The 23,184-nt window shown below is 69.6% G+C and carries 23 protein-coding genes; 6 read left to right on the forward strand and 17 right to left on the reverse strand.

Annotated elements, in window-relative coordinates; all coding sequences use genetic code 11:
- Nucleotides 1-185: 185 nt before the first annotated feature.
- The 3 genes from C8D87_RS08735 to C8D87_RS08745 are packed head-to-tail and all read right to left on the reverse strand — an operon-like array spanning nt 186 to nt 2,511.
- Nucleotides 186-638, reverse strand: coding sequence for a DUF350 domain-containing protein (locus tag C8D87_RS08735; RefSeq protein WP_109630489.1), 453 nt, complete (start codon nt 636-638; stop codon nt 186-188).
- Nucleotides 639-659: 21 nt separating this feature from the next.
- The gene (locus tag C8D87_RS08740; RefSeq protein WP_112226358.1) at nt 660-1,823 is read right to left on the reverse strand and encodes a glutathionylspermidine synthase family protein; all 1,164 of its coding nucleotides are present in this window, start codon (nt 1,821-1,823) and stop codon (nt 660-662) included.
- 4 nt (nt 1,824-1,827) lie between these two features.
- Nucleotides 1,828-2,511 (reverse strand): hypothetical protein, encoded by a 684-nt coding sequence (locus C8D87_RS08745; protein WP_325049642.1) that lies wholly within the window; start codon nt 2,509-2,511, stop codon nt 1,828-1,830.
- 192 nt (nt 2,512-2,703) lie between these two features.
- On the opposite strand from C8D87_RS08745, the gene C8D87_RS08750 reads away from it, so the two are divergent.
- Together C8D87_RS08750 and C8D87_RS08755 are read left to right on the forward strand one after the other, a co-directional pair.
- On the forward strand, nt 2,704-3,723 hold the full coding sequence (locus tag C8D87_RS08750) for a septum formation family protein (RefSeq protein ID WP_112226991.1): 1,020 nt from the start codon (nt 2,704-2,706) through the stop codon (nt 3,721-3,723).
- Nucleotides 3,720-4,070, forward strand: a complete 351-nt coding sequence (locus tag C8D87_RS08755) for a metallopeptidase family protein (protein ID WP_112226360.1) — start codon at nt 3,720-3,722, stop codon at nt 4,068-4,070. The genes C8D87_RS08750 and C8D87_RS08755 overlap by 4 nt, the downstream gene beginning before the upstream one ends.
- On the opposite strand, the gene C8D87_RS08760 is transcribed toward C8D87_RS08755, so the two are convergent.
- Nucleotides 4,067-4,660 carry a histidine phosphatase family protein gene (locus tag C8D87_RS08760; protein WP_112226361.1) on the reverse strand — a complete coding sequence of 198 codons (594 nt, stop codon included), beginning with the start codon at nt 4,658-4,660 and terminating at the stop codon, nt 4,067-4,069. The genes C8D87_RS08755 and C8D87_RS08760 overlap by 4 nt on opposite strands.
- A complete protein-coding gene (gene pheA / locus C8D87_RS08765) occupies nt 4,657-5,547 on the reverse strand; it encodes a prephenate dehydratase (RefSeq protein WP_112226362.1) in 891 nt (296 codons plus the stop codon). The genes C8D87_RS08760 and pheA overlap by 4 nt, the downstream gene beginning before the upstream one ends.
- 135 nt (nt 5,548-5,682) lie before the next feature.
- Between pheA and C8D87_RS08770 the strand changes: the two genes are divergently transcribed.
- Nucleotides 5,683-6,201 (forward strand): macro domain-containing protein, encoded by a 519-nt coding sequence (locus tag C8D87_RS08770; protein ID WP_109633007.1) that lies wholly within the window; start codon nt 5,683-5,685, stop codon nt 6,199-6,201.
- A gap of 48 nt (nt 6,202-6,249) precedes the next feature.
- Here the strand turns inward: C8D87_RS08770 and C8D87_RS08775 are convergent, their stop codons facing one another.
- Nucleotides 6,250-6,654, reverse strand: a complete 405-nt coding sequence (locus C8D87_RS08775) for a GNAT family N-acetyltransferase (protein ID WP_233439133.1) — start codon at nt 6,652-6,654, stop codon at nt 6,250-6,252.
- Between the two features lie 151 nt (nt 6,655-6,805).
- Between C8D87_RS08775 and C8D87_RS08780 the strand changes: the two genes are divergently transcribed.
- Nucleotides 6,806-7,423 (forward strand): response regulator, encoded by a 618-nt coding sequence (locus tag C8D87_RS08780; protein WP_267899846.1) that lies wholly within the window; start codon nt 6,806-6,808, stop codon nt 7,421-7,423.
- Here C8D87_RS08780 and C8D87_RS08785 read toward each other — a convergent pair.
- The 4 genes from C8D87_RS08785 to C8D87_RS08800 are packed head-to-tail and all read right to left on the reverse strand — an operon-like array spanning nt 7,401 to nt 13,946.
- On the reverse strand, nt 7,401-8,507 hold the full coding sequence (locus C8D87_RS08785) for a GAF domain-containing sensor histidine kinase (protein ID WP_112226363.1): 1,107 nt from the start codon (nt 8,505-8,507) through the stop codon (nt 7,401-7,403). The genes C8D87_RS08780 and C8D87_RS08785 overlap by 23 nt on opposite strands.
- A 5-nt stretch (nt 8,508-8,512) precedes the next feature.
- Nucleotides 8,513-11,509, reverse strand: coding sequence for a thiol reductant ABC exporter subunit CydD (gene cydD / locus C8D87_RS08790; RefSeq protein WP_112226364.1), 2,997 nt, complete (start codon nt 11,507-11,509; stop codon nt 8,513-8,515).
- Between the two features lies 1 nt (nt 11,510).
- Entirely contained in the window at nt 11,511-12,479 is a 969-nt protein-coding gene (gene cydB / locus C8D87_RS08795; RefSeq protein ID WP_109630457.1) for a cytochrome d ubiquinol oxidase subunit II, read from the reverse strand.
- Between the two features lie 12 nt (nt 12,480-12,491).
- Nucleotides 12,492-13,946 carry a cytochrome ubiquinol oxidase subunit I gene (locus tag C8D87_RS08800; RefSeq protein WP_109630454.1) on the reverse strand — a complete coding sequence of 485 codons (1,455 nt, stop codon included), beginning with the start codon at nt 13,944-13,946 and terminating at the stop codon, nt 12,492-12,494.
- Between the two features lie 327 nt (nt 13,947-14,273).
- Here C8D87_RS08800 and C8D87_RS08805 point away from each other — a divergent pair, with 327 nt between their 5' ends.
- Nucleotides 14,274-14,852, forward strand: coding sequence for a TMEM165/GDT1 family protein (locus tag C8D87_RS08805; RefSeq protein WP_109630451.1), 579 nt, complete (start codon nt 14,274-14,276; stop codon nt 14,850-14,852).
- Here the strand turns inward: C8D87_RS08805 and C8D87_RS08810 are convergent, their stop codons facing one another.
- On the reverse strand, nt 14,853-15,302 hold the full coding sequence (locus C8D87_RS08810; RefSeq protein ID WP_211337124.1) for a MarR family winged helix-turn-helix transcriptional regulator: 450 nt from the start codon (nt 15,300-15,302) through the stop codon (nt 14,853-14,855).
- Nucleotides 15,303-15,378: 76 nt separating this feature from the next.
- On the opposite strand from C8D87_RS08810, the gene C8D87_RS08815 reads away from it, so the two are divergent.
- Entirely contained in the window at nt 15,379-15,729 is a 351-nt protein-coding gene (locus tag C8D87_RS08815) for a cupin domain-containing protein (RefSeq protein ID WP_112226365.1), read from the forward strand.
- A gap of 161 nt (nt 15,730-15,890) precedes the next feature.
- Here the strand turns inward: C8D87_RS08815 and C8D87_RS45775 are convergent, their stop codons facing one another.
- The 6 genes from C8D87_RS45775 to C8D87_RS08840 are packed head-to-tail and all read right to left on the reverse strand — an operon-like array spanning nt 15,891 to nt 23,176.
- Nucleotides 15,891-16,028 carry a hypothetical protein gene (locus tag C8D87_RS45775; protein ID WP_170154706.1) on the reverse strand — a complete coding sequence of 46 codons (138 nt, stop codon included), beginning with the start codon at nt 16,026-16,028 and terminating at the stop codon, nt 15,891-15,893.
- Between the two features lie 35 nt (nt 16,029-16,063).
- Nucleotides 16,064-18,202, reverse strand: a complete 2,139-nt coding sequence (locus tag C8D87_RS08820) for a DUF5682 family protein (protein ID WP_233442005.1) — start codon at nt 18,200-18,202, stop codon at nt 16,064-16,066.
- Nucleotides 18,195-19,280 (reverse strand): ATP-binding protein, encoded by a 1,086-nt coding sequence (locus tag C8D87_RS08825; RefSeq protein WP_112226366.1) that lies wholly within the window; start codon nt 19,278-19,280, stop codon nt 18,195-18,197. Before C8D87_RS08825 ends, C8D87_RS08820 begins: the two co-directional genes overlap by 8 nt.
- A gap of 43 nt (nt 19,281-19,323) precedes the next feature.
- The gene (locus C8D87_RS08830; RefSeq protein WP_112226367.1) at nt 19,324-20,748 is read right to left on the reverse strand and encodes a DUF5691 domain-containing protein; all 1,425 of its coding nucleotides are present in this window, start codon (nt 20,746-20,748) and stop codon (nt 19,324-19,326) included.
- A gap of 58 nt (nt 20,749-20,806) precedes the next feature.
- Entirely contained in the window at nt 20,807-21,970 is a 1,164-nt protein-coding gene (locus C8D87_RS08835) for an SWIM zinc finger family protein (RefSeq protein WP_112226368.1), read from the reverse strand.
- A 33-nt stretch (nt 21,971-22,003) separates the two neighbouring features.
- Nucleotides 22,004-23,176: a homogentisate 1,2-dioxygenase gene (locus C8D87_RS08840; RefSeq protein WP_112226369.1), complete on the reverse strand. Its 1,173-nt coding sequence runs from the start codon at nt 23,174-23,176 to the stop codon at nt 22,004-22,006.
- Nucleotides 23,177-23,184: the final 8 nt, after the last annotated feature.

Consider the following 23,184-nt stretch of genomic DNA (forward strand, 5'->3'; position numbering starts at 1 on the left):
GCGGCTACGCCGCCTACGCCTACATCAGCGACACCACCAACGGCTGGAAAGGCTGGTACAACATCGGCACCACCACCATCAGCTAACCAACAAGCTTCAACTGATCAGCGGAAGCTACGAGTACTGAAGAAGGGTGTCCGGACGGGTCGAGACGACCGTCTGGACACCCTTCCTGTTACCGAGGACTAGATGATCGCGACGGCCACCACGAGGCCGAGGGCCACGTGCGCGGAGGCGACGACGACCGAGGCCGGGGCGAAGCGGTCCGACTCGATCAGCGCGCCGATGTCCAGGCGGGTCACCCACTCCAGCAGCCGCACGGCCGCCACCTGCACGATGATGCCGAGCAGGCCGTAGATCAGGGAGGAGAGCAGGCCCTCGTCGAGCTTGCCCGCCGAGCTGTAGATGGCGACGACGACGATCAGCGCCATCGAGACGAGGCCGGAGGCGGTCACGATGACGGCGTTCGGGGCGCCGTTGCGGACGAGGGCGGACAGCTTGCCCGGCGTCGTCCAGTCGATCGCGTAGAAGCCGAAGACCATGAGGACCAGACCGACGACGGCGTACAGCGCGATCGCGCCGATGCCCCGGCCGATGGCTGAACCGAAGCCGGGGTCCAACGCGAGGTTGTACATCATTTGCTGTTCCCTTTCGGAGTCTTACTCAACAATTCGATGCGGCACGAACGCCGCGCCATCGTCGGTCACGAGGCCGACTGTTTCCCGGATGCCGAGGCCGGCGGACGTGTCGCCGACGACCCAGGCGCCCAACGCGGGGCGGTAGCCGTCGAAGTCCGGAAGCGGATCGAACAGCTGGTACACGAAACCCTCTTTGCCGTACACGCCACCGGTCTGCGTTTCGTAGCCGGGGGCGACGATCTGGATGTTCGACCCCTCACGGCCGAGCAGGGGCTTGCGCACGTACTCGGTGAGCATGCCGGGGTCGTTCAGGTAGGCCGGGAGCAGGTTGGGGTGGCCCGGGTACATCTCCCACAGGATCGCGAGCAGCGCCTTGTTGGAGAGCAGCATCTTCCACAGCGGCTCGATCCACAGGGTGCCCGGCAGCGACTCGACGGCGTGGCGGCCGAACTGCTCCTCGACCACCCACTCCCACGGGTAGAGCTTGAACACCGTGTTCATCGGGACCTCTTCGAGGTCGACGAACCGGTTGAGCAGGGTGTCCCAGCCGATGTCCTCCATCGAGATGCCGACCGTGTTCAGGCCGGCCTCCGCCGCGGTCTCCTGCAGGCAGGCGGCGGTGAGGTGGTCCTCGCCGGACGGGTCGGCGCTCGACCAGCTGAAGTGCAGCTCACCGGAGGGCAGCTTGGCGCCGATCTCGGTCCAGCGCTCGACCAGGCGCTCGTGCAGCGAGTTCCACTGGTCGTCGTCCGGGAAGACGTCGGTCTTCCAGTACCACTGGATGTACGCGGCCTCCAGCAGTGACGTGGGGGTGTCCGCGTTGTACTCGAGCAGCTTCGCCGGGCCGGACCCGTCGTAACGCAGGTCGAAGCGGCCGTAGACGTTCGGGTCGCGGCGGCGCCACGACTCGGCGATGTGCGGCCACACCCACTCGGGGATGCCGAAGTCGCGGTACCGCTCGGTGATCACCACGTTGTCCACCGCGTCGAGGCACATGGAGTGGAGGAGCTCGACATCGGCTTCGAGCGAGAGGATCTCGCTCATCTCGAACACGTAGTGCACCGACTCGTCCCAGTAGGGGCGGTCGGCGCCGTTCGCGTACTTCGCGGGCAGGCCGAAGACCAATCCCTGGTCAGAGACCGTGCGCTGCCAGTTCGGCCGCGGTTGCGAGGTTTCACGCCGCAACTGCTCAGCCTCCGCTGCTCTTCGAGCCGCTGCTGATGCCGAACCCGCCGCGCTGGATGGACGTGCCCGACTTCGTGGTGACGTTGGCGCCCTTGGGAATCGTGTAGCTGCCGCCGCTCACCTTCTGACCGACCGCGCCCGAGCCGCCGTAGTTGTAGCGGTACGAGTTGCTGCCGATGTAGATGAAGCCGCCGCTGCTGTACCCGCCGTGGCTGCGGTAGTAGGTGTCGTCGCAGTAGTCGTCGTCGACGATGACGTTGTTCTGGTCCGTGCACTGCGCTGTGACGTTCTTCGGGCTCGCGGCCGCGTACCAGATCGCCACCAGCGCGACGACGCCCACGGTGACACCGCCACCGATGAGCAGGCGTTTGCGCGTCTTGCGGCGCTTCTCGAACGCGGCGGACTCGGCGGCGAACCGCTCCTGCTGCGCCTTCAACGCGGCGGCACGAGCGCGCTGCTCGGCGACCGTCGGCTGCCGAGGCTGCGTCAGGCCGGCCTGCTGCTGGCGCACGCTGCCCTTGCCCTTCGCCGGCACGGGCGGCGGGCCCGGCTGGTGGGGCCCTGGCTGCGGTACCGGCACCTGCGGAGGCAGCTGCTGGTACGGCTGTTGCGGCTGGCCGTGCGGTCCCGACGGTCGCCCAGGTTGGGGCGTCGGCTGGCCAGGTCCTGGCACGTTGTTGTCAGTCATCACCACTCCCGCGGGCAAGGTACCGAGCGATTCGGCTGAACGACGGCCGATTGAGTGACGAGTGTCCTAATAGCAACACTCCACCCAACCCGGCGAACAGCCGTCTCACACAGCACGGGCATCATGGATGAGATGTCTCCGAGCGCCGGTTGGTTGAGTCGATCAGGTCACATCCGCGACACGCGGCTTGTGATGGTTGGCGCATTCGTCGGCGCGTTCGCCCTGTTGATGTTGTCCGCGTTCACGTCCGTGCTGGCAGGAGGCCCGCTCAGCACCAAGCGTGAGCTCGTCAACGCGGCTTACCAGGCGAACGTGGGCGAGTGCCTGAACTGGGAGCGCAAGGACCTCTCCGACGCGCAGAAGGTCGACTGCGGCGCCGCCCACCGCTTCGAGGTCACCGGCACCGCGGACATCACCGCCGCGTACCCCAAGGAAGCGCCGTTCCCGAACGCCGAGGCCTGGGAGAAGATCTCGCAGGAGCACTGCGCGCAGGCGGCCACCACGTACATGGCCGGCAAGCTCGACCCGGAGGGCAAGTACGGCGTCAGCACGCTGAACCCGGACGAGAAGCGCTGGTCGGACGGCTACCGCCAGATCCGCTGCGGCCTGCAGGTCACCGCGCCCTCCGGGGCTGCCCTGCCGTCGTACGGCAGCGCCAGGACCCAGGACCAGTCGAACGTCTACGACCCCGGCATCTGCCTTGCCCTCGGCGAGGGCAACACGGTCGGCGACCCGGTGGAGTGCGCCCAGCCGCACGCGTTCGAGATCGTCGGCGTCGTCCAGCACCCCGAGGGCGAGTTCCTGGCGATCGACAAGCAGGATGCGATCATGTCGGAGAAGTGCGCGGCCATCGCCGCCGAGTACACCGGCGGCGCCGACCTGAAGGCCAAGGGCCTGCTCGTCACCTGGGACACCCGCTCCGAGAAGAGCTGGGCCGTCGGCTCCCGCAAGGCCAACTGCAAGATCGGCGCCGTCCCCCAGGGCAACAACCTGGTGGCGTGGAAGGACAGCGTCCGCAACCCCAACGGCGCCCCGCTGACCACGGCGAACCCGCCCCAGACCACCTCGGTGAGGCCCCAGGACGAGCCCACCGGCGCCCCGCTGCACTCGGAGTCCGGCAAGTCGCCGTCGGAGTCGGGCAAGCCCTCCGACTCGGGCAAGCCCGACAAGCCGTCGTCGAGCGCGCCCACCACCACCAGCGAGAACCGATGACCGTCGAGATGACCAGGGCGCGCTTCGACGAGCTGGTCGAGGAGGCCCTGGATCTGGTCCCGCCCGAGTTCACGCACGCGATGAACAACGTGGTGGTGTTGGTCGAGGACCGCAACCCGGACGAGCCGTCACTGCTCGGGCTGTACCAGGGGATCGCGCTGACCGAGCGCAACACGGACTACGGCGGCTCGCTGCCGGACCACATCTTCATCTACCGCGAAGCGATCCTCGACATCTGCGACTCGGAGGAAGACGTCGTGGAGGAAGTGATCATCACCGTGGTGCACGAGATCGCGCACCACTTCGGGGTGGACGACGCGCGGCTGCACGAGCTGGGCTGGGGCTAGACCTCCACGCCCGCCCACGACCGGCACACCCAGCCGTCGCCCTCGGTCTCCAGCACGACGACACCGGTGTTCGGCAGCAGGTTCTCGGCCAGCTCCACCGGCACGTTGTCCGCCAGCGCGAGCGCGCCCATCCGGCCGGCGCCGCCGTGGGTCACGACCATGACCGTGCCGTCCTGGAGGATGGTCTCGATGGCGCCGAGGAACCGGTCCAGCACCTGCTGCCCGGTCTCGCCGCCACCGGGGAACGGCACGTCCAGCGCACCCTCGGCCCACTGGATCACGGTGTCCAGGTAGGTCTTGTAAGCCTCGGTGTCGTTGCGGCCCTCAAGCGAGCCGACCTGGATCTCGTGGATTCCGTCCAGGATCTGCACGGGCAGGCCGAAGCGTTCGGCGGTGGGGAGGGCGGTCTGCTGGGCGCGCAGGCCGATGCTCGCGTAGACGGCGACGATCTCTTCGCCGGCGAGGGTGTCGGCCAGTTCGCGGGCCTGCTTGTGGCCGAGTTCGGTGAGCGGAGGGCCTGGCATGGCCGTGTCTAGCTTGCGTTCGATGTTCGACGCCGTCTCACCGTGCCTGACCAGCAGCAACCTCACCCGCGTTCGCCCTTTCTGACAGCATCGACCCAGGTGGCGGCTGCGGCGAACTCGTCGTTGCGAGCCTCTACGGGCTCGTGGTCGGCCTTCGGGAAGGACCCGAGGAACCTGATTTCGCGCGAGTGTCGGTGCAGCGCGGCCAGCGCGTCACCGATCCTCGGTTCTGCGATGTGCCCCTCAACGTCGATGTAGAAGCGGTACTCCCCCAGTTTGCCCTTCGTTGGGCGCGATTCGAGGCCGGTGAGATTGATGCCACGCAACGCCAGCTCGGTCAGCAGCTCCGACAGCACGCCCACACGGTTCGGGGTGGTCACGACGACGCTCGTGCGGTCTGCTCCGGTCGGCTCAGGCAGTGAGCCCGGTCGGCGCAGCAGCAGGAAGCGGGTGCGTGCGTCGGCCACGTCCAGCACGTCCGTCGCGTACTCGTCCAGCTTGTAGTGGTGCACGGCGACGGGGGCGGTCACGGCGGCGTCGAACTCTCCGCGTTCGACGGCGGCCGCAGCGGCCGCGGTGGACGACGTGGCGATCGAGGTGACGCCGGGCAGCGAGTCGGCGATCCACTCGCGGACCTGGGCCAGGGCGTGCGGGTGCGACGCGATCGTCTTGATCTCCGTCGTGCCCGGACGGACCAGGACGCTGAAGCGGACGTCCAGCACCGTCTCGGCCACCGCCACGACCGGCTCGTCGCGCACGAGGGCGTCCAGGGTCGCGGGCACGGCGCCCTCGACGGAGTTCTCGATCGGCACGCACGCGAACTCGGTTTCGCCCTTGCGCACCGAGGCGATGGCGAGCTGAATCGTGTCCACCGGGACGAGTTCGGCGCCGAAGCGAAGCGCGGCCTGCTCGGTGAAGGTCCCTTGTGGTCCGAAGTACGCAATGCGCGGCATCGCGTCAGCCTAGAGGCGCACATCACGCGTGTGTCAGCGGCCAAACCTGGGTTCCGTCAGGACCGTTCGAACTGGAATGCTTGGGGCGTGCCCGCTCTAGCGCCAGAACTCGTGTTGTGCGCGGTCGACGAACCGATGGCGAACGCTTGGCTCGCCGTCGCGGACGGACGCACCGGAGTGCGGGTGCATCGCGGGTCCGTGCTGGACATCCACGCGCAGGCCATCGTCAGCCCGGCCAACTCCCAGGGCTGGATGCGCGGTGGCATCGACGCCGTCTACGCCACGGCGTTCCCACACGTCGAGAACAACGTCCGCAGTGCGGTACTCGCGCTGCACGGTGGTGAGCTGCCGGTGGGCGAGGCGCAGATCGTGGCGACGGGCGAAACCGAGCCGGCGTGGCTCATCAGCGCGCCGACGATGCGGCTGCCCGGTGAGCGGCTGCCGGTCGACACCGTCCACCCGTACCTCGCCGCGCGGGCCGTTCTGCGGCTCTGGCTCGAAGGTCGTCTGGAGGACGGCACGCTCGTGCGCGACGCCGTCCGCACCATCGCGATGCCGGGGCTCGGCACCGGGGTGGGAGGCGTCGCGCCGTCCACGTGCGCGCATCAGGTCGCGGCCGCGTGGGACGAGGCGTTCAACCCGCTCCACGTGTGACCGGCACTTGTGCACAACCCTGTGGACAAGGGTGTGGACACCTGTGGACTACTGCCTGGGGGCGACCCATCGCTCCAGGTCGAGCTCATCTGTGATGGGGATGCCGTAATCCCCAACCGCGGGGATCTCCGGCTTGAGCTTGCGCGCTTCCCGCACGGCGTCCGGCCTCAACGCCGACAGCTTGAACCCGCGCCGCTGATAGAAGCGGATCGCGTCGAGGTTGTCGTTCGTCGTCGTGAGGCGCACCCGAGTGCAGCCGAGGGTGCGCGCTTGGCGAACCGCGGCGTCGACCAGCGCGGTGCCGACGCCGCGGCCCCGCCGCAGCGCGTCAATCGTCACGATCTCCAGCTGGTTGTTCGCCACCGCGTAGGTCAGCAGACCCAGGACGTGCCCCTGCTTCTCCACGAGGAAGCCCGGCAGACTCGCGGGAAAGAACACCTCGCCGTGCGCCACGGCCGTGTGTGCTCCCCATAGCTCCAGTACCAATCGGGCGACAACTATGCGATCTGCTTCCTCGACCGGTCGTACCGAGCCTTCTGCCATGCCAAGAACTGTCTCAATCCGAGGCGTACTCGTGAACAGCCATTCGACGTACGGTGGATTCGTGCCAGTGCGCGTTCTGTTGGTTGACGATCACGAAGTGGTGCGCAGGGGACTGCGCGAGATGCTGGACGACGAGGAGGACATCTCCGTCATCGCCGAGGCCGGCTCGGTCGACGAGGCGGTGACCCGGGCAGGGAAGACACCACCCGATGTGGCCGTCGTGGACGTTCAGCTGCCCGACGGCAGTGGCGTCGACCTGTGCCGGTCGTTGCGGGATCTCGGCATCCGCTGTCTCGTGCTGACCGCCTTCGACGACGAGGAGGCACTGGTCGGGGCCATCATGGCCGGGGCGTCGGGCTATCTGCTCAAGCAGGTTCGCGGCCAGGACGTCGTCACGGCCGTGCGGGAGGTCGCGGCTGGACGGTCCCTTCTGGACCCCGCGACGACGGCGCGCGTGCTCGAACGGATGCGCAATCCGGCCCCGGTCGGCCTCACCGATCAGGAACAGCGCGTGCTGGAGCTCATCGGAGAGGGTCTGACAAACCGCCAGATCGGTGAACGTCTCTTCCTCGCGGAGAAGACGGTCAAGAACTACGTGACGTCCGTGCTCGCCAAACTCGGCATGGAACGGCGCACGCAAGCCGCCGCCTGGGTGGCTAAACGGGGACGGACCAGGTGAGCGTCGTCCCGTTCGGCGAACTCACGACCCGGAAATCGCCACTCGCGGACTTCGCCCGCTCGGCGAGATGCCGCAATCCGCGCTGAGTCACACCGGACGGGATGCCGCACCCGTTGTCCGCGACTCGCAGCACCAGGTGCCGCTCATCGCGCCGTACGTCGATCTGCACGTGCGTCGCTCCTGAGTGCCGCACGACATTCGACAACGCCTCGCGCAAGGCCGCCCGTGCGTCGTCGGCGTGCTTGCGCGGCACGTTCGCCAGATCGCCGGCCACGTGCAGGCGCGGCGAAAATCCGAGGAGCTCACCGGCCGTGCGGACCTCGGCGTTGATCGAGTCGAGCAGATCGGCGGAGCCGGCGGGGTCGGTGTTGCGCAGCTTGCGGACGGTCGCACGGACCTCGGCGATCGTCTCGTCCACCAGCTCCACGGCCTCCTCGATCCTGGCGCGCTGCGAGGCGTCGAGCTTCTTGCCCAGCCGTCGTTCCAGCAGGCTGAGCTGCACGCCGGCGCCGTAGAGGCGCTGGATGATCACGTCGTGCAGGTCGCGGGCGATGCGTTCGCGCTCCTCGTAGACCGCGACGCGCTGCCGTGCCGTGAAGCCTTCCGCGAGCACGACCGCGAGGCCCGCCTGAGCCGCGAACGCCGTCAGCACGTCCACCGTCTCCTGTGTGAACGGCGGCTTGTCGCGCCTGCGGTAGACGGCCAGCGCACCGATCTTGCGGTCCGACGTGCCGAACGGCGCCACCGCGAACGGCCCGTAGCTCCGCAACGCCTGCGGCACGTACGGAGCGGTGCGCGGGTCGCTCGTCACGTCGTCGGCCATCACCGGAACGCCCGTGCGCGCTGCCTTCGCGGCGGCACTGCGCGGGCTGAGCGTGGCGACGATCGGTTCGCCGCTGGACGCCTCGACCGTGAGGGTGCCGTCGTCGTCGGCCGTGGCGAGCATGGCGAGGCCGAGGTCGGCGTCCGCGATCTCCGCGGCCGCCTCCACCACGAGCCTCAGCACGTTCTCCGGGTCTTCCAGCGCCGCCGACGTGATCTCGGTGGACGCGACGAGCACGCGCCGCGCCAAGGAGGGATCCATGGTCCTCAACGGTATGCGGGCGTGCCGAGGTCCAGCACGAGGTCCGCCCTAGCCGCCTCGTCCGGGCGGTGGGTGATGTGCAAGATCGTCCGGTTGTCCTGCCTGAGCTGCTCCAACAGCTTCCGCGCGGTGGGTTCGTCGAGGTGCGCGGTGGGTTCGTCGAGCAGCACCACGTCGGCGTCGTGCAGCAACGCCCTGGCCAGCGCGAGCCTTTGCGCCTCGCCGCCCGACACCTGGTCGGGACGGATCACCGTGTCCAGCCGGTCCGCCCACTCCGGCAGGCAGGCCTTGCGCAACGCCTCCCGCAGCTCCTCGTCGTCGTGCGGGCCCGACATCCGCAGGTTCTCCCGGACCGTCGTGCTGACCAGCATCGGCTCCTGCGGGCACCAGGTCGCGCGCGGCAGCTCGACGATGCCGCGCTCCGGCGGCAGGAAGCCCAGCAGCAGCGCGAACAGCGTCGACTTGCCGCTGCCCGACGGTCCGACGATCGCGACGTGCGTGCCGGGCTCGATGTTGAGGTGGAGGTCCTTCAGCGTCGGCTCGGTCGCGCCGGGCCAGCGGACGTCGACGTTCTCCAGCCGGACCCGCTTGCCCCTGGGAGCTTCCGGACGTTCTGGAGCGTCGAACTGGAGCCGTGCGCTGGCCTCCTGCAACGCCTTGCGCTGCTGAGCGGCCAGCGGCAACGCCGCCAATGGTTCGGCGAGGGCGAGCGGGACCAGGCCCAGCACCGGATTGCCGGTCGTGGCGCAGACGAGGGCCGCCACACCGGTCGCGAGCAGGACGATCGCCGTGGCAGCGCCCGTGCCAAACGCTTGCTTGCGGGTCTCCCCCGCGAGCTCGACGTCCTCGGCGTGGAGCTGCGCCAACAGGCGGTGGTGGGCGTCGTGCGCGATGAGATCCGGTGCGGCGGCGAGTGCGTTGATCGTGTCGCGGGCGATCTTGCGGCGACCTCTGGCGAGCTTCGTGCTGGCCCGGCGTTCGGTCCAGACGGCGACGGCAGGAGCGGCCAGACCCGCCGCGAGCAGCAGGCCACCGAGCGTCAGAGCGGCAACCGGGTCGATGAACACGAACAGGATCGTGGTCGCGACGCCCGCACCGATGGCCACGACCGGCGGCACGAGGACGCGCGGCACCAGGTCGCGAACCGTGTCGGTGTCCTCGACGAGCCGCTGCAGGCCGTCACGGCGCTGGGTGCGGACGAGCCGCAGCCACAGCTCGGCACGCAGGTCGGTGGCGAGCTTGAACGCCTCGTGGTGCGTGACCAGGCGTTCGAGGTAGCGCAGCACGCCCTTGCTCAGCGCGAACGTCCGCACGCCGACGACCAGCACCGTCAGCGTGAGGATCGGTGGCTGCTCCGACGCGCGGAAGATCAGGTGCGCGGCCAGTGCTGTCAGCGCGATGCCGGCCAGCGTGGCGAGCACCCCGAGCCCTGCGCCCTTCCACGGGATCGGGAGGCGCTTCGGACGTTCCTGCTGCGTCTCATCGGTGACGATTTTGGCGATCGTCTCGTCCTCGTCCGACTCCTTGTCGCGGTGCGAGGCGAAGACGACAGCGGCCGTGGCGCTTGCTCTCTTGATCGCTTTGTCGACTTTGCGACTTGTCACCGGGTCGAGGTGCGCGGTCGGCTCGTCGAGCAACAACACCGTGGCGCCGTGGCGCACTCTCAGCAGGGCGCGCGCGACTGCGACGCGTTGGCGTTCACCGGTCGAGAGATCGGTGATGCGGCGGTCGAGGAGGTGTTCAGCCGCGACCTCGTGCGCGACCTCCTCGATGTCCTCGGCACCGGGGACGGTCAGTTCCAGCTCGGCGCGCGGCGTGGCGGCGGCGAACGCGGGCTTCTGCGGCACGTAGGCGATGTCGCCGGCCACGAACGCGGTGCCGTCCGTCGGCTCCAGGAAGCCGAGGAGCACCTGGAACGTCGTCGACTTGCCCGCGCCGCTCGCACCTTCGAGCCGGTGGATCTCGCCCGGCCGCACGTCGAAGGTGAGGCCGTCGGGAGCGAAGCCACCACGCCGGAGCACGCGCAGGTTGTCGACGTGGACGGCCCCGCCGGGCAGGCCCGGCCGGGTGCCGGGCTCGTGGTCGACGACCTCGGCGACGCGGCGAACGGCTTCCAGACCGTCCTCGCTGGCGTGGTGCGCGGCGCCCGCTGCCCGCAGCGGCAGATAGCACTCGGGCGCCAGGATCAGCACTACCAGTGCGGTCATCAGGGTCATGTCGCCGTGGACCAGCCTGACGCCGACACCGACCGCGATCAGCGCCACCGACAGCGAGGCGGCGATCTCCAGCACCAGGGCGGACAGGAACGCGATCTTGAGCGTGCCCATCGTCGCCTTGCGGTGCTGTTCGCCGATCTGCCGGACGGCGGTGGCCTGCTGCTTGGCGCGGCCGAACACCGTCAGGGCCGGGAGCGCACGGAGGAGTTCGAGGAGCTGGGCCGACAGGAGCTCGGTGACGTCCGCGGCCTTCTGCACGCGCTTCTCGGTGTACCAGCCGATCAACGCCGCGAAGAGCGGGATCAGCGGCACGGTGACCGCGATCAGGATCGCCGACGGCCAGTCCGTGAAGAGGATCCACGCGCCGACCAGCGGCGGCACCACCACTGCGGTGACCAGCGCCGGCAGGTAGCGGGTGAAGTACGCGTCGAGCGCGTCCAGGCCCTTGGTCGCGAGCACCGACAGCTCGGCCGTGCCGCGTTCGGCGATCCACGCCGGCCCGCGCTCGAACGACTTGGCGAGCAGCTGGGTGCGCAGCTCCTCCTTGGCACCGGCGGCGGCGCGGGCAGCGGCCGACTCCGTGGCCCAGGAGAGGCCGGCACGGGCGACGACCGCGACGGCGAGAAGCGGCAGCAGACCGGTGTTGCCGGTGATCACACCGGCAAGTGCGACCGCCTGGGCGACCAGCGCGAGGGCGTTGAGGAACGCCAGCGCGCCCACCCCGACGAGGGCGCGCCTGGCGTTCTTCGAGAGCTGGGGCAGTGCGCCCAGCGGGCCTCTGTTCATCTCAGTTCACCGGGATGTGCCGCACGCCGATGCGCTTGCGGAACACCCAGTAGGTCCAGCCCTGGTAGATGAGCACGGCGGGCGTGCCGAACGCGGCGACCCAGGTGATCACCTGCAGTGTGTACGGGCTGGAGGCGGTGTTGGCGACCGTGAGCGACCAGGCGTCGTTCAGCGTCGACGGGAGGACGTTCGGGTAGAGCGCGCCGAACAGGATCGCGACGCTCGCCGCGATCGCCAGTCCCATCAACGCGAACGACTGGCCGTCGCGGTTCTTGAGCAACCGCCACATCGCGGCGGCGAGAACCAACACGACCACGCCGGCCCACATGCCTGCGACGATCGCGAGCAGCGCGACCAGCGGCAGCAGTGCCACCGGCGCCAGCGTCAGCGCGACGCGGCGTGCCCGTTCGCGGATCTCGCCCTCGGTCTTCAGCGCGGTGAAGACAGCGCCGTGCACCAACGCGTAGCCCGCGAACGCAAGCGCGCCAACGACCGTGTCGAGCCGGATCGCCGCGAAGACCGAGCCCACGCGGTCGCCGTTCGCGTCGATCGGCAGGCCCAGCACCGTCGTCGAGATCAGCAGGCCGACGCAGAGGGTCGCGGTCCACGAGCCGACGATGATCACGGTGTCCCAGGCCTTGCGCCAACGCACCGACTCGACCTTGCCGCGGTAGTCGAACGCGACACCGCGGCCGATCAACGCGACGAGGAACAACGTTAGTGGCAGGTACGCGGCGCTCAGCAGCGCCGCATACCAGCCGGGGAAGGCCGCGAACGTGGCACCGATCGCGACGATGAGCCACACCTCGTTGCCGTCCCAGACCGGCCCGATGGTGTTGATCATGACCCGGCGTTCGGCGTTGTCGCGCCCGAGGACGGGCAGCAGCATGCCGACGCCGAAGTCGAAACCTTCGAGGAACAGGTAGCCGAGCCACAGCACGGCGATGAGCACGAACCAGAGCGTTTCCACGTCGCCTCTCCCCTAGTACGCGAACGCCAGGGCGCCGTCGTCGGTCTTCTGGGGCAGTACGCCGGGGATCCCGCCTCTGACGTACTTGCGGATCAGGTAGAACTCCACGACCGCCAGCGCGCTGTAGACCGCGGTGAGCGCGATGAGCGAGGTCAGGATCTCGCCGGGGGCGCTGTTGCTGACCGCCTGCGCGGTGAACATCCAGACACCGTCCACACCGGTCGGGTTCGGCACGACCACGAACGGCTGCCGCCCCATCTCCGTGAAGATCCAGCCGAAGCTGTTGGCCAGGAAGGGCGTCGCGATGCCGGCGAGGCCGAGAGCCGGGAACCACCAGCCGGTGGGCGTCCGGTTCCTGCGGGTCAACCAGAGCATGAACACGCCCAGTCCGGCCGAGATGGCACCGAACCCGATCATCAACCGGAAACCCCAGTACGTCACGGGAAGCGCGGGCACGTAGTCGATCGGCTTGCCGCTGAGCTCACCCAGCCGTTCGTCGACCGGGTAGAACTCCCCGTACTTCTCCTGGTACATCGGGACGAGGTCCTGGATGCCCTTGACCTCGCTGCTGAAGTCGTTGTGCGCCAAGAAGCTCAGCAGTGCGGGCACGGTGATGCTCTTGACGTTCTCGCAGTCGGGCCTGCTGACGTCGCCGATCGCGAAGATGGAGAAGCTGGCCGGCTGTTCGGTGTGGCACAGTGCTTCCGCCGCGGCCATCTTCATCGGCTGCTGCTCGAACATCAGCTTGCCCTGCAGGTCACCGCTGATGCTCAGCGCCGCGAACGCGACCACACCGACCCACGTGCCGAGCTTGAGCGAGCTGCGCCAGACGCCCTCGTCCTGCGACTTGCGGTGGAGGTGCCAGGCGGCGATGCCCACGAGGAACGCTCCAGCCACCGCGAACGCGCCGGCGATGGTGTGCGGGAAGGCCGCGAGCACCGTGTTGTTGGTCAGCACGGCCCAGATCGAGGTGAGGCGAGGACGACCCTCGTGCATCTCGATGCCGACGGGGTGCTGCATCCACGAGTTGGCGGCGAGGATGAAGTACGCGCTGGCCATCGTGGCCAGCGAGAAAGCCCAGGCGCAGGCGAGGTGGACCTTCTTCGGCAGCTTGTCCCAGCCGAAGATCCACAGACCGAGGAACGTCGACTCGACGAAGAAGGCGACGAGCCCCTCCATCGCGAGCGGGGCGCCGAACACGTCACCCACGAACCGCGAGTAGGCGCTCCAGGCCATGCCGAACTGGAACTCCTGCACGATGCCCGTGACGACACCCATGGCGAAGTTGATCAGGAGGAGCTTCCCCCAGAACTTCGTCATCTTGTAGTAGCGCTCGTTGCCCGTGCGCACCCACGCGGTCTGCATCGCAGCGACGAGCAGCGACAAGCCGATCGTCAACGGCACCATCAGGAAGTGATAGACGGTGGTGATGCCGAACTGCCACCGCGCGAGTTCGAGTACGTCCACGTCAACGAGCGTATGTGTGGATCATGGCCCCGATCAGGTACGACGGTCCTGTCCGGAGTCGGGACCAAGGTCCCGTGCGCGAAGTCACCACTGTCGGGTGACATTCGTTCGGTAAGATGCTGGGTGCCAGAGGGGAGTAGTTCCCGGCGAGCTGTCAGCGCCGGCGTGGTGATCGACATACTGATCCGCCTTCGAGCAGATCCGGTCCCACACCCGTCTTGTACGGGCGAACGAGACCTCCGGCCGGGCTGCAGCATGCCCGGTCGGGGTCTGTTGCGCCTCCGTCCGGGCTCGTATTCGGACGTGGAGGACCTCTTGGCCACCTCAATGCTCGCGTTCATCACCGCTTTCGCGGTGGTGTTCCTCGTCGAGCTTCCCGACAAGACCATGGTCGCGACCCTGGTGCTGACCACGCGCTACCGCGCCTGGCCGGTGTTCACGGGCGTCGTGGCGGCCTTTGCCGTGCAGAGCGTGGTGGCGGCGGCCTTCGGGTCAGCGCTGACGTTGCTGCCGGACCGCGTGGTGTCCGGCGTCGTCGCCCTGCTCTTCGGCGTGGGCGCGTTCCTGCTGTTGCGCGAGGGGTTCTCGCGTGACGACGACTCTTCCGACGAAGCTGGGACGCGCGCTGACGTGCCGTTCTGGCGGGCGGCGCTGACGTCGTTCGGCGTGCTGTTCGCAGCGGAGTGGGGCGATGCCTCACAGCTGGCGACGGCCGGGATCACCGCTCGGTACGGGGCACCGTTGATGGTCGGCCTCGGCGCTTGGCTGGCGCTGGTCGCCGTCGCCGCACTGGCCGTGCTGGTGGGGCGGAAGCTTGCCGGGCGGCTGCCGACGCACTGGATCCAGCGGGTGGCCGGGGTGATCTTCTCGGTGTTCGCGGTGGTGGCGCTGGTCCAGGTGTTCTGATCACCAGACGGGGCGAAGTCCTGGCTGGTCGTCACCGTGGACGTGCTGCAGGTACGCGGTGAGACCGGTCTTGATGGTGGCGAGGCTGTCGGGCCCGATGGCCTCCGCCATCTCACTCTCCAGGTCTGACCACAGGTTGTCGGCGAACTTCAGGTAGTCACGCCCCTTCGTGGTCAGCGTGACGTACTGCGCCCGCTTGTCCGTCGGGTGCGGTTCGCGGATGACGTAGCCCCACTCGTCGAGCTCGTTCACGATCTTGGCGGCGGCCTGCTTGGTGACACCGAGGTGCTGTCCGATGTCGACCGTCGTCGCCCGCCTCGCTTTGAGGAAGCGGAAGACGTAGCCGTGCGCGGGGCGGAGCGGCTCCAGGCCGATCTGCGCGAGACGGTCGTGGAACTGGTCGCCCATGGCGCGGTACGTCATGGCCAGCAGCATCGGCACCGGTTCCATTGCGCACTCCTAGTAGACAACCTGGTTGACCTTATTCTAGGGTTAGACAACTTGGTTGACTACTTTGGAGGTTGTCTTGCTGGTCACGGGGGATTCCGCTGCTCGGCACGAGTTCGGCGGGTTCGTGTTCAGGCCGTTGGCCGCGCCGTCGACGGGCAGCTCGGAGATCGCGTTGTGGACGGTCGATGTGCCGGACGGGGGCGACGGGACGCCGCACTCCGCTTCGAAGGAGGAGGTGTTCTACGTGCTGTCCGGGTCGGTGACGATCCAGGAGCAGACGGCCGGGCCCGGTGACGTGATCGTGGTGCCCGCCAACACCGAGCTGTCGCTGACCGGCGGGCCGGCGCGGGTCCTCGTCGCCACTTCGGTGGGGATCAAGGGCACGCTGGCCGACGGGACGACGATCACGCCGCCCTGGTCGCTCTAGTGCCGTGACCGGCAGCCTTTGCCCCGTATTTCGACGTTCGGACGGGTGCATCGTGGCACCGGCCCCACGTCCTCATCCTGGTTGGCTGTGGGCGCGGGGCCGGTGTCACGAGGTGCCCTGCTGAGCGCCGGAAGACGCGGTGAAGGTTGCCGGTCACGGCACTAGTTTGCCGGGGAGCCTTCTTCTGGCGGCTCGGCCTCGGTGTCCGGGACTTCCTCGCGGAGTTCGCGGGCGATCTGCTTGGCCTCGTCGATGAGGTGCTGCGTGTCGTCGAGGCGTTCTTCGTCCGGTGCAGTCACGGGCATGGGATCGGCGGATTCGGTGATCGCCAAACTCAGGCCAGCAGGCTCCGGACGTGGGCGGCGAGGCGTTGCGCGATCTCGGTGTCCCACTCGTCGTCGGCGGCGGGTTGAGGGGTCTCGCCCGCGACGACGCGTTCGCCGAGCAGGCGCCGCTCGGCGGGCGTGAAGTCGGTGATGGCGCGGCGGAGCAGGGGCAGGGCGTCGTCGAATGCCTCGCCCCGCAGGCCCGTCAGCCACTCGTCGATGAGGCCGAAGAGGCGGGGGTCTGCGGCCAGGAGGGTGGCTGAGCCTCGGAGGAAGCCCGCCACGAATGCCGAGGCGACTGATCTGTGCAGGCGGGCGGCCACGTCGTCGCTGGTCAGCTCGCCCGCTTCCCAGAGCAGGCGGGTGGCTCTGCCCGTCGGGAGGCCGTGGGCCTCCGCCTTGACGAGGGCGTGGAGGGCTCGCCACCAGGTCTTCTGGTGGTCGTCGTCGGCCGCCAGACGGGTGGCCTCGTGGGCGCCGTCGATGGTGGAGAGTGCGTGCTCCGCGGTCTCGTCGTCGACGTTGCGGCAGGCGAGCGGTAGGCCCACGGCGCCTCGGGTGAGGAGGCCGTGCAGCGCGACGCGCAGGAGTTCGGGGTCGGTGCCGCGGACCGATCCGTAGCGGACCGTCCTCGCGAGGTCAGGGAGTGCCGCGAGGAGTTCCAGGGCGTCGGTGGCCATGGCCGCGCACCGGTCGAGGGCGTTGCGGGACTCGATCACCGCGCTGGGCAGTTCGCAGCCGACCGACTTGCTCAGGGTGGCCGCGGCGTCGGCCACTCGCTTGGCCTCCTGTGCCGCCTGGGTCAGGACGGTCTCGGCTGCAGTGTGGACGGTGGTGCCGTGGCGGGCCGCCACCGCCACGGACACCGCGAAGATCGGGTCCCAGCGGAGCTGCCACATCTCGGCGAACGTGCCGAGCGAGTTGGAGCGGTCCGGTTTGCCCCAGGGGACGCCCAGAACTTCCAGCCGTTGCAGGAGCTTTGAGCGTTCGCGGTCGGTGTCCTTGCGGAGGTCCAGCTTCAGCTGCTTGGGCTGGACGTCCGCGGGGAGGCGGAGTTTTCGTTGCAGGCGCTGGAGATCCGCCGCGAGCGGGGAACGCGGAACCGCCTCGCCCACCTCGCCGAGGCGTTCGCCGACGACGAGCTTGCGGTGGACGAGCTGAAGCGGGACCTCGTCGCCACCGCAGAGGACCGCGAGCGCCGCCTCGTTCACCTCGCTGAGGCCCGCGGACGGGCGTTCCCTCAGCGCCGCAAGCGTTTCGGCCAGGCGGACGGCTTCCACCGCGCTCGCCGTCGAGGCCGGGAGGTCTTCTTCCCGAAGGACGGCGGCGGCTTTCGCGAACCAGCGCGGGACCACGTCGTCCTGGTGCTGCCACAGGTGCGCGTACCAGCCCGGGGAGTCGACACCGGCGCCGTACCCCGACTCCGCCGCCAGCTGACCGTGGCTCCACGGCACCCAGGTACCGGAGATCTTGCGGCGGCGCAGTCCTTTGAGGAGTGCTGTGTCGGCGGCGACGGTCGGCTTGGTGAGCAGTGCCGGGACGTGCCAGGCGCCGCAGACCACCGCGATCGGGCCGTCGGTTTCCTTGCGCGCCTTGCGGATCGTCTGGCGCATGAACGCTTCTCGCCGCAGCGTTCGTTCGCCCACCTCGTCCTCGAACTCGGCGCGGACGGCCACCATGGCCTCGGCGATGGCGCCGGCGAGGTCGATCGGGTCGCTCGCGCTGTGCTCGACGACGTCCTCCCACCAGCGTTCCGGGTCGTCGAAGCCGGCCGCCTCGGCGAGCAGGCCGATGGGATCGACGTTGCCGCTCGGGCCGTCGTCACCGATCGAGGCCGCTGCCGGCAGGTCGAAGAAGCGTGCGGTGGCGCCGTTTTCGTCGGCGTAGCGCAGGGCCTGCCACTCGGGGGAGAACTCCGCGAACGGCCAGAAGGCGGCGTTCTCCGGCTCCGCCTCGTCGTGCAGCAGGATCGCGACGGGCGGGGTGAGGGCGTGGACGTGTTCGAGGAGTGCGTCGGCCTCTGGTGGCCCTTCGATCAGGATGAGGCTCGGCCGGACCTGCTCGAGAGCTCTCTTGACCATCCGGGCCGAACCGGGCCCGTGGTGCCGGATGCCGAGGAGGACCGGCCCTGGATCCGGATCAGTCACCGCTCACGTCCAGACAGGCCCGGTAGAGGTCGCGCCACTCGGCGCGCTCCTTCAGCACGGTCTCCAGGTACTCCTGCCAGACGGTCGCGTCCGACACGCGGTCCTTGATGATCGACCCGATGAGCCCCGACGCGAGCTCGTCCGCGCCGAGCGTGCCGTCGCCGAAGTGGCCGGCGAGCGCCATGCCGTTGGCGATCACCGAGATCGCCTCGGCCGTGGACAGGCTGCCGCTGGGCTTCTTCAGCTGCGTGCGACCGTCCACGGTGGAACCGTTGCGCAGCTCGCGGAAGATCCGCACGACCCTGCGCACCTCGTCCAGCGCCGGCGGCTCGGCCGGGAGCTGGAGCGCCTTGCCGAGCTGCTGCGCGCGGGTCACGACGATCTCGACCTCGGCGTCCTCGGTCGCGGGCGGCGGCAGCACCACGGTGTTGAAGCGCCGCGCGAGCGCCGACGACATCTGGTTGACGCCGCGGTCGCGGTCGTTGGCCGTGGCGATGACCGTGAAGCCGGACACGGCCTGCACCTGGGTGCTGAGCTCCGGGACCGGCAGCGACTTCTCGCTCAGGATGGTGATGAACGAGTCCTGGACCTCGGACGGCATGCGGGTGAGCTCTTCGACCCGGACGACCGAACCCTGTTGCATGGCCTTGAGAACCGGGCTCGGCACGAGTGCCCGCTCGCTCGGGCCTTCCGCGATGAGGCGGGCGTAGTTCCAGCCGTAGCGGACCTGGTCCTCGCTCGTGCCGGCCGTGCCCTGGACGACGAGCGTGGAGTCGCCGCTGATCGCCGCCGCGAGGTGCTCGGACAGCCACGACTTCGCCGTGCCGGGGACGCCCACGAGGAGAAGAGCGCGGTCGGTGACGAGCGTGCCCACGGCGACTTCGACGAGCCTGCGCGCCCCGACGTACTTCGGCGTGATCACGGTGCCGTCGGGGAGGGTGCCGCCGAGGACGTAGGTGACCACGGCCTGGGGGGACAGGTTCCAGTTGGGCGGCCGCTGCCGGTCGTCCTGAGCCGCCACGGCTGCCAGCTCGGCGGCGTACTGCTGTTCGGCCGTCGGCCTGAGCACGGCGGTCACTGGGCCTCCTGGATGCGTTGCCGAGGTGGGAAAGTCTGCCGGGTCACTGAGGGTCGCCGGCCGGTGGGGCGAACGACTCGCGCAACCGGATGCGGAGGCGGAGCACTTCCAGCTCCAGGGAGTTCTCGGGCCAGCGGCGAGTCAGGCCCTCCCAGTTGGCGCCGAGCAGGTCGGCGTCACCGCGGGCCAGCAGCACGGCCGGCGGGCGTCCCGATCGCCAGCGCGGGTCGGGCAGGGCCGCGTAGCGGTGCAGGAGCGCGCGAGTCGTTTCCGGTGACCACGGGGCCGGGAGCTGGGCGCAGGCGTGGTCGAGGAGGTCGTAGTGCCAGTTCACGGAGACGGCGACGACCGCCTGCTCGGCCACGCTCGCGGGCAGGGCCGCGAGCATCTCGAGCTGTTCCATGCCGGTGAGCGTTTCCGCGGCGGCCACGGCCCACGGGCGGGGGTCGGTGGCGGCGGCGAGCTGATCGGCGATGCCGCGCAGGAGGGCGCCGGCCCAGGGACCGCGGCGGAGGACCCTGGCGGCGCCCCTGTCGTCGGTCTGCAGGCGGGAGGTCCAGTAACTCGGCGGAACGCTGGCCGCCGCGGCCCGGATGCGCCCGGCCACGCCCTTCTCGGTGCCGTCGCGCATGAGATCGCGTTGCTCGTCGAGGTCGGGCTGGGTGGTCCAGAGCTCCTCGGTCTGGACGTCGAACCCGTCGTCGGTGCGCCACAGACCCCGGCCGAGGCGGTCGGCCGCCCTCGTCGCCACGGCTGAGCCGGGGAGTTTGCGGAGGAGGCGGAGGGCCTCGTCGTGGACGGCGGAGGCCTTGTCGTCCAGAGCCGATTCGAGGAGTTCCTCGTCGGCGGGGCCGAGCGCGGTCTCGAGGGCGCTGATCAGGACCTGGCGGTCGGCTGAGCGGCGAGCGGTCTCGAACTCCGCGGTGATGAAGGCGCGCACCGCTGCCGGGTCGGACCTGCGTTTGCGGCGGAGCGCCCTGACCCGTTGGGCGCTGGGGAGGTCGAGGACCTCGTCGAGCGGGACCTCGTCGATCAGCGGCGCGGCGCCGGAGGCCCAGGACCAGCCTTCACGGGTGTTGGCGAGCCAGCGGCCGCGCGTGCCGAGGACCTCGACGACGGCGGAGCGGAGACCCGGCCGGGCGGTGCCGAGGGCCAGGAGGGCCGGGAGCATGCGGTGGTCGGCGACCACGTTGTTGGCCTTGGCGAGGGCACACCACTCGGTGAGCAGGACCTCGTCGTCAACGCTCATGATCGCTTCCAGGACCGCTCGCACGGCCGGGCGCGGGAGGTTCGCGGTTTCCGGCGGGGCTTTCGGCAGCGGCTCGGCGGAGACCTCCTGCGGGAGGGTGGCGCCGAACGCGGCGACGCCCAGGGCGGCGCAGTCGGAGAGCAGGTCGGTCGGGGAACCACCGCCTCGGGTGGTGCCGATGAGGAGGTCCTGGACGGTCTTGGACCACTCGGCCTTCACGCCGCCACCTCCCGGGAGGGAGCGAACACGGGCTGAGCGGGCCGTGGCGGTCCGATGATCACGAGACCACCTCCGGGGTGCCGTCGACCGCCACGGCGCCCAGACGGAGAGCGTGGCCGTCCCAGAGGCCCCATGCGTCGAAGGGTGCGCCACCCGTCAGCGCCAGGGCCATGTCGAGGCCGCTGTCGTCGCGCACCGGGATGCCGTGCCCGGACTCGTCGGCCAGGAAGGTGCCGCAGAGGCGAACTGCGGCGCAGCCGAGAGGCGCCAGGCGTTGCCACGGGTCGGCCATCAGGATCGGTTCCAGGGTGGCGAGGGAGGCGCGCCACGTCGGCGGGACCGGCACGGGGTCCGGGGCGCGGGAGCCGGCCAGTTCGCCCAGCGCCACGCGGTCCGAGCCCGGATAGGGGTGGACCAGGGCGGAGGACTCCTGGCCGTGGGGCAGGAGCGGGACCGGGGCGCCCACCGCCGAGTGGCGGATGGCGACCACCCAGCGGCCGGTCTGGCGGCCCCAGCACCACTGGCGGACGGTGCGGACCCGGCCGTCGTCGGTTTCCAGGCGGAGCAGGGCGACCCAGCGGTCGCTGATGCCGGGAGAGGCCTTGACGGTCTCCTCCGGGACGGTCACGCCCAGCCTGGAGCGCGGCTGCACGTGGCACAGCAGGTGGAGGCCGCCCAGGCGGTCGGCCACGTCGGCGGTCCAGCGCGGGCCGGAGCGCGCGACGATCTCCTGGATCTCCGTCACCGCTGCGGCCACGCCGGGCACCTGGGCGTCGATCATGCGGGCCGTGAAGGCCTGCCACCACGAAGCCGGGCGGCCCGGCAACGAGGCCACGCCGGCCGAGGCCACGTCCAGGAGCCAGTCGCGCAGGCCCTCGATGCCCGACGACATCGCGGCGGCTCTGCGGTCGGCCGTCTTCTCGCGGGCACGGGCCCGGCGGGCGACGGCTTCCGGGGACGAGTCGAGCTCGCGGGTGGCGCGGCGGGTGGTCCACTCCTCCACCCAGTCCGGCGGCAGGGCGTCCGGGATGTCGAGCTCTTGCAGGCCCACGGCGTGTTTGCAGGGGAACCTGCGGGAGGGACACGTGCACTTCGCGGAGCCTGCGGCCAGATCGACGCACACGCGGTACGGCGTGGTGCCGGAACCCGTGTAGAGGCCCCACAGCACCGGCAGGGCCTTGCCCAGGCCCTGCCAGCGCGTTGGAACGGCTCGTGTCCTCACGGAACCAAAGTAGCGAGGGCCACCGACAGAAAATCAGGCCGGACCGCGACGGGCCCACGTCCACGCATAAGCCGGGTCCTCACAGGCCTCTGCCGCCTCGCCGAGCTCCAGCGGGCGGAACGTGTCGACCATGACCGCGGTCTCGTCGAAGTAGTCCACTCCCAGGGACGCCTCGACGGCACCGGGCTGCGGTCCGTGCGTGCATCCCGACGGGTGCAACGACATCGAGCCGATGCCGATGCCGGAGCCCTTGCGCGCCTCGTAGTTGCCGCCCACGTAGAACATCAACTCGTCCGAGTCGACGTTCGCGTGGTTGTACGGCACCGGCACGGCCAGCGGGTGGTAGTCGACCTTGCGCGGGCAGAACGAGCACACCACGAAGTTCGGCCCCTCGAACGTCTGGTGCACGGGCGGCGGCTGGTGCACGCGGCCGGTGATCGGTTCGAAGTCGCGGATGTTGAACACCCACGGGTACAGGTGCCCGTCCCAGCCGACGACGTCGAACGGGTGGTTGGCGTAGGTGAACTTGGTCAGCCCCGCGCGGTGCCGCACGATGACGTCGACGTCGGTGCCCTCGACGAGCAACGGCTCCTCGGGCCCGCGGATGTCCCGCTCGCAGTACGGCGAGTGCTCCAGGAACTGACCGGCCTTCGCCAGGTACCGCTTGGGCGGCCCGATGTGCCCCGTCGCCTCCAGCACGAGGAGCGACATCGGCGACGACGGCACCACGCGATACGTGCACGAGGTCGGGATCACGACGTAGTCGCCGTCGCCGACGGTCAACGCGCCGTAGATCGTCTCGATGACGCCGGAACCGGACTGCACGTACAGCAGCTCGTCACCGAAAGCGTTGCGGTACAACGGCGAAGGCACGGAAGCGACCACAAAACCGATGGTCACGTCCGGGTTGCCGAACAGCTTGCGGCGACCGGTCACCGCATCGACCTCGTCAGAAGCCCAGGTCAGATCGGTCGTCTTGAAGTGCCTGGGCTTCAGCGGCAGGTTCGGCGTGACCGTCCCGCGCTCGTCCTTCAGCGTCTCCGCGTTCACGATCGCCGTGGGCAGGTACCGGTGGTAGAGCAGGGCCGAATCGGCCGAGAACCCCTCGACTCCCATCAGCTCTTCCGCGTAGAGCCCACCGTCCGGTTTGCGGAACTGGGTGTGGCGCTTTCGGGGGATCTCCCCGACTTGGCGGTAGTAGGCCATGACCTCTC

It is taken from the genome of Lentzea atacamensis, from assembly GCF_003269295.1.
GTDB lineage: Bacteria > Actinomycetota > Actinomycetes > Mycobacteriales > Pseudonocardiaceae > Lentzea > Lentzea atacamensis.

What these genes read in the sequence shown, in the direction of transcription:
- C8D87_RS08735 (WP_109630489.1), bottom strand. Translation starts at nt 638, where the DNA reads ATGATGTACAACCTCGCGTTGGACCCCGGCTTCGGTTCAGCCATCGGC.
- C8D87_RS08745 (WP_325049642.1), bottom strand. Translation starts at nt 2,511, where the DNA reads ATGACTGACAACAACGTGCCAGGACCTGGCCAGCCGACGCCCCAACCT.
- C8D87_RS08750 (WP_112226991.1), top strand. Translation starts at nt 2,704, where the DNA reads ATGGTTGGCGCATTCGTCGGCGCGTTCGCCCTGTTGATGTTGTCCGCG.
- C8D87_RS08755 (WP_112226360.1), top strand. Translation starts at nt 3,720, where the DNA reads ATGACCGTCGAGATGACCAGGGCGCGCTTCGACGAGCTGGTCGAGGAG.
- pheA (WP_112226362.1), bottom strand. Translation starts at nt 5,547, where the DNA reads ATGCCGCGCATTGCGTACTTCGGACCACAAGGGACCTTCACCGAGCAG.
- C8D87_RS08770 (WP_109633007.1), top strand. Translation starts at nt 5,683, where the DNA reads ATGGCGAACGCTTGGCTCGCCGTCGCGGACGGACGCACCGGAGTGCGG.
- C8D87_RS08785 (WP_112226363.1), bottom strand. Translation starts at nt 8,507, where the DNA reads ATGGATCCCTCCTTGGCGCGGCGCGTGCTCGTCGCGTCCACCGAGATC.
- cydD (WP_112226364.1), bottom strand. Translation starts at nt 11,509, where the DNA reads ATGAACAGAGGCCCGCTGGGCGCACTGCCCCAGCTCTCGAAGAACGCC.
- C8D87_RS08805 (WP_109630451.1), top strand. Translation starts at nt 14,274, where the DNA reads ATGCTCGCGTTCATCACCGCTTTCGCGGTGGTGTTCCTCGTCGAGCTT.
- C8D87_RS08810 (WP_211337124.1), bottom strand. Translation starts at nt 15,302, where the DNA reads ATGGAACCGGTGCCGATGCTGCTGGCCATGACGTACCGCGCCATGGGC.
- C8D87_RS08840 (WP_112226369.1), bottom strand. Translation starts at nt 23,176, where the DNA reads ATGGCCTACTACCGCCAAGTCGGGGAGATCCCCCGAAAGCGCCACACC.